The organism is Winogradskyella sp. PE311 (genome assembly GCF_046545555.1).
Classification (GTDB): domain Bacteria; phylum Bacteroidota; class Bacteroidia; order Flavobacteriales; family Flavobacteriaceae; genus Winogradskyella.
In genome coordinates this window covers 375434-390869 of the sequence record NZ_JBHZTH010000001.1, presented here as the reverse complement: position 1 = coordinate 390869, position 15436 = coordinate 375434, and the positions used below count along the sequence as shown (strand labels likewise).

Sequence of the window (15436 nt, the reverse complement as noted above, 5' to 3'; positions counted from 1 at the left end):
TTCTTATTTTGATGAAGCAAAACTAATAATTAGGCGGCTCACTTTTTCTAATTCTAGGGATAAAATATTAGCGTTCCAAGGATGCTTTGTGTTAAACACATGATCTGCACCTTCAATTATAGTTAATTCACTTTTTGGATTCCATCTATGTAATTCTTTGGCTTCATCTATTGAAACAGATGTATCATTATCGCCATGAATAATGAGCGTAGGAATCTCTATTTGCTTCATTGCAGATTTTATATGAAGACGTTCTTCATTAGCTTTAAAATCTTCATAGAATTGATAATAATGAGGCATTTTCTGCTTTGTTCTTCCGTTTAAAACATATTTCACACCTTTCTCCCTCCATTGATTTAAGTCTCCTGTCGTAGCTGTGCGCTTTCCAAAATCACAAACGCTGGCTAATGTTATCAGACTATTAATTCGAGTATCTTCCGAAGCTTTTAAAATTGCGATACCACCGCCTCGACTGTGGCCAACAAGACATATTTTATTATTATGTATATTACTACTTTGGTGAAACTCTTCTTTAATCCACGAAATAACATTGTCTAAATCATCTAGTTCCTTAGTATAGTTGTTATTTCCAAAAGCCTCTAAATCTGGAAAGTCAATAGGATTTTCTATTGTACCTCCATTATGCGAAAAATTAAATTTTATAAAGCAAATACCGGCTTTAGCTATTGTTTCTGCCATTAAGTTCCATGGTCCCCAATCTTTAAAACCTTTGTAACCATGAGCAAAAAGAACAATAGGTTGGTTAAGTCTATTTTCTAAATAAAAGGTATCTATTACAATAGGCTTCTTATTTGATCTATTCAAGACTATGTTTTTTTTAATTTTCATAGGTCAGTTCTTTTTCGATAAAGTTAATTTTTGGATTGAAAATCTCTAGAATTAGCTTTTTTAGTTCCAGTTCAAAACTATCAAGGGTACTTTGTGTAATTGCCTGGTCTTTAATTCGGCTATACTGCGATGCTTTTTTCCCAAATTTCAGAAACCCTCCACTAAGATTTTTAAAAGATATAATCCCTGCTTCCACAGGTAATTGAATTAATTTTTTTTGATGCATCATATATGCATAACTAAGGATTTGAAACGATTTGCTGTATTTATCATAATCCGTGGTTAGATCTTCCCAATTACTTATTTCTACTTTATTCTGTTCTACTTTCCCAGATTTATAATCTATAATTCGAGTGATACCATTATATTCATCTATTCTATCTACTTTACCTGTTAATTTTATTGGAAAATTTAAACCTTCAATATTAATATCTATTGTTTCATCTGCTTCAATAGCAACGATTTTTATTTTATTCTTAGCCTTAAGACTCTTTATTTCAGAGTTTAAAAAATTTAAAATGTAGCGTTGTGCAATTTCAAAAATGATTAGGTTTTTTCCTTTAGTAAAATCTCCGTCTTTATATAAATCTTTAAAGTGTTTTGAAACCTTTTTATTAATTGTAGTTTTAAATTCTTTGAGATGTTCTAAGGTTAAGAACGTACCCTCTAGTGGTTTGTATAAATCTTCGAGTGTATTATGTATTACGGAGCCTAATGTGTTAGATGCAATATTCTCTTCAACATCTTCAAACTCCTTTATTTTAAGAATTTTATCGTAATAAAAGTCCATTGGGTTTCTAATATAATTAGTTAAAGTTGATGGAGAAAAACCTTTTTCAGCCAACTTCTTTATCTCACTTATAACCTGATTAGTTTTTGATATTTCTTTTATTTCCTTTTCAATTATTGGAACAATTGGAGAAATAATGCAATGCTCTATTTTATGAATATTTTCGACGTCTAATTGTGTTATAAACCTACTTTTTTCTCCGCCTTTAAGTGTATCTACCTCCGTATTATAAAGTATGTATACATTTTTAGCGCGTTGCAACAACCTATAGAAATGATAGGTGTAAACGGCATCTTTTTCTTTAAAAGTTGGTAAACCATTTTGAATTTTGACATCAAAAGGAATAAAAGAGTTATTTGTTTTACCCGATGGAAGAATGCCTTCATTAACTGAGCTTATAATCACAGTCTCAAAGTCTAAAACACGTGATTCTAACATACCCATTATTTGAAGACCTTCTAACGGCTCCCCTTTAAAATCGAGTGTTTCAAGGCTTAAAAGTTCTTTAAAGAGAATGTGTAAGGTAGAAATCGAGTTAAGATACTTATAAGTACTATTTAACTCTAATAATTGATTAAATAGCGAGTTAAAGCGGTAAAGGTATTCTAATTCTAAATTATTTAGACTTTTATTTGAACTAAGATTTTCTTTAATATTAAAAATTAAGTTAGAGCATTTTTTTAAAGCAGTTTGAGGTTTATCTTCACAAGAATTAAATAATAAATCAATTAAATTTTTGTGACCTGTGGCTATAGCTTTTAAATCAGAGACTTTGATGTATACAAGATTGTTTCTTTGTATATGAGAAACAATATCGCTCGATTTGTTTTCAAATTTTGTCTCAAACAAGGGGTAAATAGAAGGATGCGAAATAATACCTATTACATCCTTGTAATATAAATTGCTAGAATCTTTCTTATGTATTGAAAAAAGTTGTTCAAAAAGTGATGCTAAAGGCACAAATTTCAGCGGTAATCCCATTGTAACATTGAGTTTAGTGATCTCTTTAGGAATAGAATTAAGGACTGGAATTAACAAATTTTCTTCACCTAATACAACGGCAACACTTTTTAAGTTTTTATTTGTTTGTTTTATAGTAGATAAAAGTTGCCCAATATATTTTGCTTGCCCAACAAGTTTGGGAACACCAATGGTTTGTATATTTTTGGGTTCTTGATAATACGTTTTAGGCCAACTAAAAGGGTTTTGATTAAAGTAATTCCATTTAGATCTGTGTTGCCTTACAAATAATCCAGCGTCGTGGGTTGTGTCATTTATAAAGGTTTTGTCTGTATCCCAATAAATTTCAGCCATATCATTTTGTAATAGACCTTGAATAATTTGTGACTCTGCTTCATTCAATGCGTTAAAGCCAAGGAAAATATGTTTCCTATTGGTATTGCTCTCAATGTAAACTTCTAAATTTGCATTGGCTTCGCGATAAATCAAACCTTGATAACCTTCTTTATTTTGCAGTAAATAATCAGTAAATTCTGCGTGATATTCTTTAAGACGCTTCCAAAATTTTAAATGATTTTTTACTAGATCTGTTTGATTTATTTCTAATGACCAATGGGTTAATTCTTTGATGGCACTTAAATAGTCGAATATCTTATTTTCATCAATTAAATACCTGTCAATTTCGTTGAAATCTTGTAATAGGATTTGGGCCCATTTCACGAAGGAATCAAAAGTTTCTTGATTTCCCTTTTTGGTATTCTTTATGTATACATTATAGAGTTTAAAAAGTAAGTCTGTATTAGGTATAGTTTGAAGACCTGAGAGCTCTTCTACAAATTCTTCAATACTTAGAATTGTAGGTGAAAATATAGGTTGACTGAGTAATGAAGATATATGGTGCTTTAAAAAAGTGCCAGCACGTTTACTTGGAAGGATAAAATAAAGACCTTCAAAATCTATTTTTTTAGTCTTTAGATCAATTAAAACACTTTTTATAAAACTTTCCATTTATAAAAATAAAAAACGCTCCGAACTTCGGAGCGTTTTTAAATTATATTTTGGAAGTAGTTATTAATTTAACTTCACTTCTACACGTCTGTTTTCTTTTCTACCAGCTCTAGTTTTGTTATCAGCAATAGGATTTGCCTCACCGTAACCAGTGGCAGTTAATCTTGCTGCACTAATTCCATTAGCGATTAAATAATCTCTTACGGCGTTAGCTCTTCTTTCAGATAAACTTTGGTTACTTGAAGTAGAACCTACACTATCAGTGTGACCACCAATTGAGAAATCTGCTTTTGGATATTCTTTAAATATAGCTGTCATTGCTTGTAATACTTGATCAGTTTCTTTCTTAAAAGTTGCTTTACCTGTATCAAATAAAATAGTTCTAGCATAGCTATTTAAAGTTTCCATTACATCAGCTGTTGGCTTAACCTCTGGACACCCATTATTTGCAGCTGTACCAGCTTCGTTAGGACATTTATCATCTTTATCTAATATACCATCTCCGTCAGTATCTGGCCAAGGACATCCATTATTTGCAGCAGGACCTGCAACGTTAGGACATTTATCATCACCATCAGTAACACCATCAGAATCAGCATCTGGACAACCCATTAAAGATTTTAAACCAGCAACAGTAGGACATTTATCATCTTTATCCATTACGCCATCACCATCTCCGTCAGGACATCCATTAAATTCAGCTAAACCAGCTGTATTAGGACAATCATCTTTAGAATCTTGGATACCATCATTATCAGAATCAGGACAACCATTGAAGATTTCTAAACCAGCTTCTTCAGGACAAGCATCATCTTTATCATAAATACCATCTCCGTCAGTATCAGAACCACCAAACTTAAATATTACACCAGCAGAATGCTGAAAGTGCTTTGGAGAATCATCTTCAAATGCATGCTTGTAAATTGTTTGTACTTCGATACCAAATTTTTCGTTGAACCAATATCTTAATCCTGCTGTTCCGTTTAAAACACCAGCACCTTGATTATCTACCCAGAAATAACCACCACCAGCACCAATATATGGTTCTAATGAGTTTGAGTTAATTACATCCATTAAACTATAAGTCACTAAACCATCAAGTCCAAAGTATGTTACACCATTTATTGTAGCTGTAGATTCTTCTCCTGTTACAGGATCAAAATTTGAACCAACTTTTTTGATTCTGTTAAAAGAACCAGCAGCTGTAAAACTAAAACCATCACTAAGATATCTTGAAACCGTGAATCTTGAGATAGAAGGAAGGATGTTCCAGTGATCGTTAGCATTAAAGAATTCGTCAAAATACTCACCTTGTGGTGTATCTTCACCTACAGGGTAAAGATCAATAGCGTTCATACCTATACCGAAGGCCCATGGATTGTTTTGATCTTGTGCGTTAGAAGTACTCATACCTAAGAGGAGTACTGCAACAAATAATAATCTGCTAAGATTTTTCATATTCTAATTAATTTTAATTTTTTTAAGTGTTAATTGTTGGCAAAAGTAAGTTGTTAAATTTTATTAACAAAGACAAATATATAAAAATATTGTTATAAAGCCCTAAAATAGAGAGTTTGGAACCATTTTAAATAATCTCTAATATTTTTCCAACCTTTATAAACGCCGAAATTGTCTTATCTAAATGTTCCTTGTTATGAGCAGCAGATAATTGTACTCTTATTCTGGCCTTATCCTTTGGTACAACAGGGAAGAAGAAGCCAATGACGTAAATACCTTCTTCTAAAAGCATGTTAGCCATTGTTTGAGAGAGTTTTGCATCATATAGCATAACTGGGACAATTGCAGAATCACCGTCAATAATATCAAATCCTGCTTCTTTCATTCCCTTTTTAAAGTATTTTGTATTCCAATCTACTTTGTCTCTAAGTGACGTATCGTTTTTAAGCATATCAAAAACTTTAATGGAGGCTCCTACGATTGCAGGCGCCAAGGAATTAGAAAACAAATATGGCCTTGAGCGTTGTCTTAAAATTTCAATAACTTCTTTCTTAGCAGTCGTATAACCTCCCATGGCACCACCCATTGCTTTACCTAAAGTACCCGTAATAATATCAATTCTTCCTAAAACCCCTTTTTCTTCTAAAGTACCTATGCCTGTTGCTCCAATAAAGCCCGTTGCATGGCATTCATCAATCATAACCATAGCGTCGTATTTATCGGCTAAGTCACAGATTTCGTCTAGAGGAGCAACAAGACCATCCATAGAAAAGACTCCATCTGTCACAATGATTTTAAAACGAGCTCCATTCTCATTTGCAGCTATCAATTGCTTTTCTAGGTCAGCCATGTTATTATTTTCATAGCGAAATCTTGCTGCTTTGCAGAGCCTTACACCATCAATAATTGAAGCGTGATTTAATGAATCAGAAATTATAGCATCTTCTTTAGTTAATAAAGGTTCAAAAACTCCTCCATTCGCGTCAAAAGCAGCAGCATACAATATTGTATCTTCCGTTCCATAGAATTCGGCAATTTTTTGCTCTAATTCTTTATGAATATCTTGAGTTCCGCAGATAAATCTAACTGAAGACATTCCGAAACCGTGTGTATCTAGAGTATCCTTCGCTGCTTTAACAACATCTGGATGTGAAGACAAGCCTAAATAATTGTTTGCACAAAAATTAAGAACTTTTTGACCCGTATTTAAAGTGATTTCTGCACCTTGAGGTGAAGTAATAATGCGTTCTTCTTTAAAAAGTCCTGCGTCTTTAATGGTTTCTATTTCTTGCTGTAGATGTTTTTTTATATCTCCGTACATTGTATTGATATTAAATATTAAACAAAGATAGTATCTATATATTAGACCTCAATGACTTCTACCGTGTCATTTATGTAAATAATTAATTTGTGTTTAATAGTATAATTCATAGACTCCAGAACAGTGGAGTAAGTTTTAAGCTGATGTCCATAGGCTTCTTTTTGCTCTCCTGTTTTGTAGTCTATGATAACGACTTCTTTTTTGGTATTTATATTTAATCGATCAGGTCTAACAAGTTCACCAGATTCAGTAATAATATCTCTTTCATTATAAACTTTATAACCCGGTTGAAAATAAGTTTCTAATTTAGGGTGAGTTATCACATTATTAACGATTAATTTTAGTGGATCAAAGTTTTCTTTGTTAATATCGCCTGAGACTATTAAATCATTAAACGCAAAGTCAATATCTTGATGTGTCTTTATTTTTGATAGTAAGAGATGTATTAAATTACCTCGTTCAATCGCTGTCTCTTGCTTAGTGTCCCACAGAAGACCAGATTTGGTAATAATACTTAAATTATGGTCTTCCTTAGATACAGAAATTAATTGAAGCGGTTTAGAACCATATTTTTGTTCTTTCTTTTTTAGACGTGCTTTAATAGTTCCAAAACTGTATGAATACTTATCATCTAACCATTTACCAGTATGTTTAAGATAAGAAATTAGCATCCCAGAATATGTGTTTTCAGCTACGACACCTTTTGAGTTAATATCTTTTTTAGAAATTACATAGAGTTGTTCTACCGCTCTAGTGAGTACTACATATAATAAATTGATATTATCTAATTCTAATTGTGATTTATGAGTGTTATAAATTTGATTACCAGTTTCGCCAAAGTATTTTAAGTCATTATTGAAATTTAATAATAGAGTTTTAAAACCATTATAACCTTCTCCATCTGTGGGATACCATACTTTGGGCTCTAATTCTTGGTAAATATTTAACTCAGCGAAAGGAAATAGAACAATTGGAAACTCTAGACCTTTTGATTTATGAATTGTCATTATTTGAATTGCATCGGCGTTTTCTGGGGAAACAACACTTAAGCTATCTTTTTTCTTATCAAAATAATCTAAAAAGGCAGCTAAATCTGAATTTTGTTTCTGAGTAAATTCTAGGACAACGTCCAAATAGAATTGAAGGTACGCGTCAGAAGTCTTATTGAGTTTAAATACTCTAATCAACTGTTCAATTAATTCGTAAAGCGGTAATTGTAGTAACTCTTTTTTATTTACAGTAATGTTTAAAGCTTTTAAACTTTCTAACATTTCATTTAATTTGGGCCTGAGGTGTTCTGTGTAAAAACTATGCTTATCAATTATTTTATTTTGATTTGCTAAAAATGATAAAACCTCAATTTTAAGAATATCATTTTTGGGTTGAAGCAATAGTTTTAAAAAAGAATTTAGAAATTGAATTTTGTTAGAATTTTTTAAAAGTAAAGTTTCGGAAGATGTTATATTAATTCCTCTCTCGCTTAGATAATTCGCTATTATTATACCTTCCTTACGCTTTCTAATAATAACACAAATGTCATCTAAGGTATATCCATGTTCTAAGCATTGCTCAATAGTTTTAAGTACTTCAGATGCATATAATTCACTTGCATCATCACCCTTTGTAATCTCTAAGAAGTTTAGGTTAACAAATCCTTCTAAGTCGCTATTCGTATTTTGATGTGCATTTAAATATAGATTGCCGTAATTAGTGTCATTAAAGTATTGGTTACCAATAAACTGAAATAGTTCATTGTTAAAATTAATGATTTCTTTAGCGCTTCTAAAATTAGTATCTAGAGTTAAAACATCCGCTTCAATTTGAAAAGGATTTTTAAATTTATTATAGAGGTTTATAAATTGTTCTGCCTCACCACCTCGCCATCTGTAAATGGCTTGCTTGGCATCACCTACTAACATCAATGAACCGTTTGAAGCAGATAATGCGTTATCTAATAATGGAACTAAGTTTTCCCATTGCATTGTGGAGGTGTCTTGAAATTCATCAATAAAATAATGCTTAAATTTTTCTCCTAATCGTTCATATATAAAAGGAGTGGGCTGATCCTTAATTTCTTGGCTTATTATTTTATTGAATTCAGAAATGAGCATTTTATTTTGTTCATCTTTTAATCCTATTAATTCATTTTTAATGGCATTTAGAACTGAAAGAGGTGTAATGTTTTTATAAAGCCCTTTTTTAAGTTTCAGTTCAAAAATCAAAGTTTTAGTTTGTATAAAAGCTTCACATAATTTGGGTTGAATGCTATTTATTGTAGAGGCTATTTCTTCCGTAACCCGTTTTGGGTATAGCGTATCTCCAGTCATTAAATCATTCTGCCAGTTAGATTCAAAATTAATAACATATTGGCTTTGGCTGATATTCTTAAAATAATTTGGGAGAGATTTTCTATTAAAATCATCAAACTGTAAACCACATTCATCTATTAAATTTAAAACATTGTTCGCAATTTTTACAACCTTATTGTCGATGGTAGAAATTTCTTTAGCTAATTGCAATTTTAATTCCTTAAAATCGAGAATTGTCTTTTCACTAAGTGAATTGATTGCTTCTAAATCATTTTCACTTACTAAGAGCTTTGCTATTTTATTAAAGTCGTAACTAACATCCCAACTTTTATCATCATCTGCTTTTTCGATAGCAAAATCAATTAATATATTAGTAAGGATTTTATCAGTTCCCGCTTTTGATATGAGGCGATCTACAGCTTCATTTAGAATTCTGTCTTGATCGAGTTCTACTTCAAAATTTACGGGTAGCTTTAAATCGTGTGCAAAAGTTCTGATTATTCTATGGGTAAATCCATCTACAGTAGAGACATCAAAAGCTCCATAATTATGAATAATATATTTTAATAAGTTTTTAGATTTGCTGTGTAAAAATTCTGGACTTATAGATAACTCATTGCAAATAGCAGTAAACATTGGATGAGGTTGGTCTAAACCTTCTTTAGTAGAAAATAGTTTAAGCATACTAATAATACGCTCTTTCATTTCGCTAACTGCTTTGTTGGTGAAAGTTATAGCAAGAATAGATTTAAATCTATCATAATTCTCAGACTCAATAAGAATCTTTAAATATGATTTTGCTAGCGTAAATGTTTTTCCACTGCCGGCTGATGCATTATAAATTTGAAAGGATGAGTTTCGCAAAAGATTAATTTTATACCAAAATAGGGAATCTTAATAATTTATTTAGAACTTCTTGTTTTCAAAATCGTAAATTTGTTAAAATTAAAATACTAACATTAAAAAACATAAGGATTATGGCTTTTGAATTACCAAAATTAAAATATGCTTACGATGCTTTAGAACCAAACATTGATGCTCGCACAATGGAAATTCATCATTCTAAACATCATAACGGTTACACATCTAAATTAAATGCTGCAATTGAGGGTACTGATTTAGAAGGAAAATCTATTGAAGACATTTTAACTAACCTCGACATGAGTAATAGTGGAGTTAGAAATAATGGTGGTGGCTTTTATAACCACTCATTATTTTGGGAAGTTATGAACCCAGAAGACAAAGGATATCTTTCTGGGGAATTAAAGGATGCAATAGAATCTGCTTTTGGTTCTAAAGATGCTTTTATAGAAGTATTTTCAAAAGCTGCGGCAACACAATTTGGTTCTGGTTGGGCTTGGCTTTGTGTACATAAAGGAGGTAAAGTTGAAGTATGTTCAACACCAAATCAAGATAATCCATTAATGCTAGGAGTAACATGTGGAGGTACGCCTATTCTCGGATTAGACGTATGGGAGCATGCTTATTATTTAAATTATCAAAACAGGAGACCAGATTATATTAACGCATTTTTTAATGTTGTTAATTGGAATGAAGTTGAGAGACGATACGCAGAAGCTAAGTGAAAATTAACTTTTTATAGATTAATAAAATCCAAATCGAAAGGTTTGGATTTTTTTTATGATAATTGGTTTTTAGCAAGTAAAGAAAATGAAAAAAGGTGAACAGTCGTTCACCTTTTTTGCCCCAAATCTACCATAAACTTAACCTACTTATGTTATGGTGAATCAAATATAAGAGTACTTTAATTTAACTATTCAATTTTTTGGACAAACGACCTATATATTAGTCTAAGAGTGGAAAACACGGTGTTTGGTAAATTGTGATCGGGGAACTGAATTATATAATTACAAGAATCATTTAAAGTAATACTTCAATTAACTTCATAAAAAAAGGTGAACATTGTTCACCTTTTTTTGCCCCAAATCTACCATGAACTTAACCTACTTATGTTATGGTGAGACCAATGTAATTTAAATTGTTAAAGTAGATGTATATATCCGATGAAATACATTTTTATCTGATGAAATACGTATTTTATCGGATAAAACGTTATTTTTTAATTATTTAGTAAGCACGTTCTTTGTTGCCTTCATAAAAATTGATAAAGGCTTTATTGACAACTCTATTACCTCCTGGCGTAGGGTAATTACCAGTAAAGTACCAGTCTCCTAGGTTGTTAGGACAAGCTTTATGTAAATTCGCAACAGGTTGAAAAATTATTTTCACATCGGCATTAACTTCCGAGTCGCTTAATAATTCTGCAATTTTTTCTGAAATCTGTTCATCAGTAAAATTATTATAAATCTCTTTTACAAAGTTTACTACCTTTTTGTCTTTAAGATTTACTTGCGTTAAACACTTTTTATACACGTCGTCGACGATATGATAGTGATTGTTGTCTTTTAATAATGCCAAAGCTGCTCTAAATGCCACTAAACTTTCGAGATTTGCCATATCTATACCATAACAATCGGGATATCTTATTTGAGGTGCCGAAGAAACTACAATTATTTTCTTTGGCTTAAGACGGTCCATCATTTTTATGATACTCATTTTAAGTGTTGTACCTCTAACAATACTGTCATCGATAATAACTAGATTATCGGTTGGTTTAATAACACCGTAAGTGACATCATAAACATGGGCAACTAAATCATCTCTACTGCTATCTTCAGTAATAAATGTCCTTAGCTTAACATCTTTAATTGCTATTTTTTCAATTCTAGGTCGTTCTGATAATATTTCTTCAACTTTCTTAGCAGATAAAGCCCTTTGCCCCTTGAGTATGGCTTGTGTTTTCTTGTAATTAAGATGTTCCTCAACAGTATCAATCATACCAAAAAATGAAGTTTCTGCTGTATTAGGTATAAACGAAAAAACTGTGTTTCTTGTATCATTTTCTATAGCCTCTAGAACTTTTGGCATTAATAAACGACCTAGTTCCTTTCGCTCTTTATAAATTTCAGCATCACTCCCTCTAGAAAAATAAATGCGCTCAAAAGAACAAGCTTTGCGCTCTAAAGGCTCTAATATTTTTTTAATTGCTGTAGAACCAGATTTCTTTGTAATTATAGCATGTCCAGGTTCCAATTCCTTTACTTTATCAAAAGGCACATTAAATACAGTTTGTATTACGGGTCTTTCAGAAGCTACTACCACGACTTCATCGTCCTTATAGTAATAAGTAGGACGTATACCAGCAGGATCTCTCAGCACAAATGAATCTCCATGACCCAATAAGCCAGCCATAGCATAACCTCCATCCCAATTTTTAGCTGCTCTTTTTAAAATCTTAGCTACATTTAAACGTTCCGCTATTAAAGGTGAACATTCATTCTTATTATAGCCTTCTTTTTTTAAATCTTTATAGATTTTTGAAACTGCATCATCTAAAAAATGACCAATTTTTTCCATTATGGTTATTGTGTCAGTATATTCTTTTGGATGTTGACCTAACTCAATAAGGTTGCCAAAAAGTTCTTTAACATTGGTCATATTAAAGTTACCAGCCATTATTAAATTTCTATGTTGCCAGTTATTTTGTCTTAGAAAAGGATGAACACTTTCAACACTATTTTTACCAAAAGTACCATAACGCACATGTCCTAATAAGACTTCTCCTATATATGGAATATTCTTTTTTTGCGCAGAGACATCAGTATTATATTCAGGGTGTTCAGTTAACTCTTTATTAATGCGCTCATTAATTTGGGCAAAGATATCTTGTATAGGTTGTTGTGCAACTGAGCGCACTCGGCTAATGTAACGCTCTCCTGGTTTTGTATCTAGTTTTATACTTGCAAAACCAGCACCATCTTGTCCGCGATTGTGCTGTTTTTCCATCATTAAGTACATTTTATTGACTCCATAAAAAGCACTTCCGTATTTTTCTTTGTAGTACTCTAACGGTTTTAAAAGTCTAATATGTGCAATACCGCACTCATGTTTTAAAGCATCACTCATGTTGTGTTATCTCCAAGTTATATCTATAAGATTCTGAAACAAGTTCAAAATAAAAAAACGCGCTCAAATTTGAGCGCGTTGGTTTTTAGGTTAATTCTATATCAAATTGTGTTAAACTCTTAAATTGGTCTAAGCGTTTATGTATTTCTTTATCTGTTAGGTTTTGCATTCGCTCGGTACCGAACTTTTCTACACAGAAGGACGCTAGTGTTGAGCCATATATAACAGCTTTTTTCATATTCTCAAAAGAATAATCTTCTGTTTTGGCTAGATATCCTGAAAAACCACCAGCAAAAGTATCACCAGCACCTGTTGGATCAAATACTTCTTCTAATGGTAAGGCAGGAGCGTAGAACACATTATCATCATGAAACAATAGCGCTCCATGTTCTCCTTTTTTAATTACTACATATTTAGGTCCAATTTCATGAATCTTTCTTGCTGCGACTAATAGTGAATACTCACCAGTTAATTGTCTTGCTTCTTCATCATTAATGGTTATAACATCTACATTTTTTATAACAGAAAGTAAATCTTCTAGAGCAATATCCATCCAGAAATTCATAGTGTCTAAAATGGCTAATTTTGGTTTTTCAGTCATTTGGTTTAAAACACCTTGTTGTACTAGTGGATGCAAATTACCTAGCATCACAACTTCTGCATCTTTATAACTGTCGGGAACAATTGGATTAAAATGCTCTAATACATTTAATTCAGTGACTAAAGTATCACGAGAATTCATGTCGTTATGATATTTACCACTCCAAAAAAAGGTTTTACCATCTTTTACAATTTCTATACCATCAATATTAACGTTTCTATTTTCTAAAAGATCTAAATATTTTTGAGGGAAATCTCCACCAACTACTGAAACGGCTGCAGAATCAACATTAAAGTTAGAAGCTGATAAACCTATATAGGTCGCTGCACCACCAAGAATTTTGTCAGTTTTACCGAATGGAGTTTCTATAGCATCAAAAGCTACAGTTCCGACAATCACTAATTTACTCATTATCTACGTTTAGATTAAGGTGCAAAAGTACATAAAATATATTCCTCATAAAATAGAGAATCACAACAAATAACGTGGATTACTTTCGGCCAAAATCGGCAGGAATTTCTCCCCAAGCTTTGGTCTCCCATTTTACAATAGTTGTAGAGTAGTCATTTGTTTTTAACCACTCTAAGGCTCGATCTACTAAATCAAAAACGGGTTTATTTTTTTTATTTCGTTCTAGTTTAGAATTGCAAATTTTCTTTCTTACCCAGCTCATAGCAGTTCTAGAATCCGTATACATAATTCGCTCGCTATTATGCTGTTTTAGAAAAGCTAACCCATGTACTAATGCTAAAAATTCGCCAATATTATTTGTGCCTTGTGCAAAAGGGCCCTGGATGAAGAGTTGTTTTTTTGTTTTTGTATCTACACCTCTATATTCCATTACTCCAGGATTGCCGCTTGAGGCTGCATCTACGGAAATAGAATTATAATTAGGTTTACCAATTTTTTTGAGTTGTGCTTCTGTGAGTTCGCTTTTAAAGGATTTATATTTGCCGATATAATCTTTGTAATTTCCTTTTAAGGCTTTTTTTGCAGCTTCAAAAGTTAAGAATGATTTATACTGTGCGCCTTGGAAGTCTTTAATTTGAGCTTTACAATCGTCCCATTTATCGAATACGCCAGTATTATGTCCTTTCCAAACAGTGTAATATTTTTTTTTCTTTTTACTCATCTTCAGTTTGTGTAAAAACGGCAATCTTATTTTAGTTCTTTATTTCAATAATTTATTTACCACCTTCGGAAAATGCTCCATTTCCAATAAATGAATCTTCTCAGCGACATCTTCTGGAGAATCCGAAGCTAAAACAGCACACTTTGCCTGAAAAATTATAGCACCTTCGTCATAATTTTCATTAACATAATGAATAGTGATACCAGTTTCGGTTTCTTTATTGTTAACCACAGCTTTATGCACATTCATCCCATACATACCTTTTCCTCCATAGTTTGGTAACAAAGCAGGATGAATGTTTACCACTTTATTTTCAAAGGCATTTAAAATGAATTCAGGAAATTTCCAGAGAAAACCAGCTAACACTATAAGGTCTGGCTGTGCGATTTTTAGAATATTTAGGATATCTTCAGATTTGGAAAACGCTATTCTGTTGAAAGATAAGGCGCTTACTTTTAAGGTTTTACAGCGATCAAGGACTTTGGCATGAGGATTGTTAGTTAGTACCTGAATAACAGACGCATTATCGCTGTTGTGAAAAAACTTAATTAAATTTTCAGCATTACTTCCACTTCCGGACGCAAAAATTACAATACGTTTCATTTACAGGTATCTTGTTTCAATTATTCAAACAAAAAAAAGAATAATAATTAACAATTAAGGCAAAAGAGAAATACTTCTCTTCATTTTTACTAAATTAAAAACACATTTTATCGGTAAAGATGATTATTAAGATAAAGTTTTTTATTTTTGCCATCTAATTAAAACTTAAAATTAAAAGATTATGTCAGACATTGCATCAAGAGTAAAAGCGATTATCGTAGATAAATTGGGCGTTGATGAAAACGAGGTTGTAACTGAAGCTAGCTTTACTAACGATTTAGGAGCAGATTCATTAGATACTGTTGAATTAATAATGGAATTCGAAAAAGAATTTGATATTCAAATACCAGACGATCAGGCAGAAAATATTGCAACAGTAGGTCAAGCTATTTCTTATATAGAAGAAGCAAAATAATAA

The 15436-nt window shown here is 31.7% G+C and carries 11 protein-coding genes; 2 read left to right on the top strand and 9 right to left on the bottom strand.

The genetic code is table 11. The features are described 5' to 3' along the window. Positions 1-3 precede the first annotated feature (3 nt). From ACFWU4_RS01620 to ACFWU4_RS01600, 5 genes are all read right to left on the bottom strand, one after another. Positions 4-849 carry an alpha/beta hydrolase family protein gene (locus ACFWU4_RS01620; protein ID WP_411124219.1) on the bottom strand — a complete coding sequence of 282 codons (846 nt, stop codon included), beginning with the start codon at positions 847-849 and terminating at the stop codon, positions 4-6. After that, positions 839-3607 (bottom strand): PD-(D/E)XK nuclease family protein, encoded by a 2769-nt coding sequence (locus ACFWU4_RS01615; protein ID WP_411124217.1) that lies wholly within the window; start codon positions 3605-3607, stop codon positions 839-841. The genes ACFWU4_RS01620 and ACFWU4_RS01615 overlap by 11 nt, the downstream gene beginning before the upstream one ends. A gap of 63 nt (positions 3608-3670) precedes the next feature. Next, positions 3671-5065, bottom strand: a complete 1395-nt coding sequence (locus ACFWU4_RS01610) for an OmpA family protein (protein ID WP_411124215.1) — start codon at positions 5063-5065, stop codon at positions 3671-3673. A 127-nt stretch (positions 5066-5192) separates the two neighbouring features. Beyond that, positions 5193-6386 (bottom strand): glycine C-acetyltransferase, encoded by a 1194-nt coding sequence (gene kbl / locus ACFWU4_RS01605; RefSeq protein ID WP_411124213.1) that lies wholly within the window; start codon positions 6384-6386, stop codon positions 5193-5195. 41 nt (positions 6387-6427) lie between these two features. Further along, positions 6428-9559, bottom strand: coding sequence for a UvrD-helicase domain-containing protein (locus ACFWU4_RS01600; RefSeq protein WP_411124211.1), 3132 nt, complete (start codon positions 9557-9559; stop codon positions 6428-6430). Positions 9560-9672: 113 nt separating this feature from the next. On the opposite strand from ACFWU4_RS01600, the gene ACFWU4_RS01595 reads away from it, so the two are divergent. Further along, complete coding sequence (locus ACFWU4_RS01595) at positions 9673-10281, top strand: superoxide dismutase (protein WP_411124209.1); 609 nt, start codon at positions 9673-9675, stop codon at positions 10279-10281. Between the two features lie 502 nt (positions 10282-10783). Here the strand turns inward: ACFWU4_RS01595 and ACFWU4_RS01590 are convergent. From ACFWU4_RS01590 to ACFWU4_RS01575, 4 genes are all read right to left on the bottom strand, one after another. Then, positions 10784-12682 carry an amidophosphoribosyltransferase gene (locus ACFWU4_RS01590; protein WP_411124207.1) on the bottom strand — a complete coding sequence of 633 codons (1899 nt, stop codon included), beginning with the start codon at positions 12680-12682 and terminating at the stop codon, positions 10784-10786. Positions 12683-12767: 85 nt separating this feature from the next. After that, positions 12768-13694, bottom strand: coding sequence for a PfkB family carbohydrate kinase (locus tag ACFWU4_RS01585; RefSeq protein ID WP_411124205.1), 927 nt, complete (start codon positions 13692-13694; stop codon positions 12768-12770). Positions 13695-13773: 79 nt separating this feature from the next. Then, positions 13774-14415, bottom strand: coding sequence for a viroplasmin family protein (locus ACFWU4_RS01580; RefSeq protein WP_411124203.1), 642 nt, complete (start codon positions 14413-14415; stop codon positions 13774-13776). A 39-nt stretch (positions 14416-14454) separates the two neighbouring features. Continuing rightward, on the bottom strand, positions 14455-15018 hold the full coding sequence (locus tag ACFWU4_RS01575) for a phosphoribosylglycinamide formyltransferase (protein WP_411124201.1): 564 nt from the start codon (positions 15016-15018) through the stop codon (positions 14455-14457). Between the two features lie 181 nt (positions 15019-15199). Between ACFWU4_RS01575 and ACFWU4_RS01570 the strand changes: the two genes are divergently transcribed. Next, positions 15200-15433 carry an acyl carrier protein gene (locus ACFWU4_RS01570; protein WP_008269813.1) on the top strand — a complete coding sequence of 78 codons (234 nt, stop codon included), beginning with the start codon at positions 15200-15202 and terminating at the stop codon, positions 15431-15433. Positions 15434-15436: the final 3 nt, after the last annotated feature.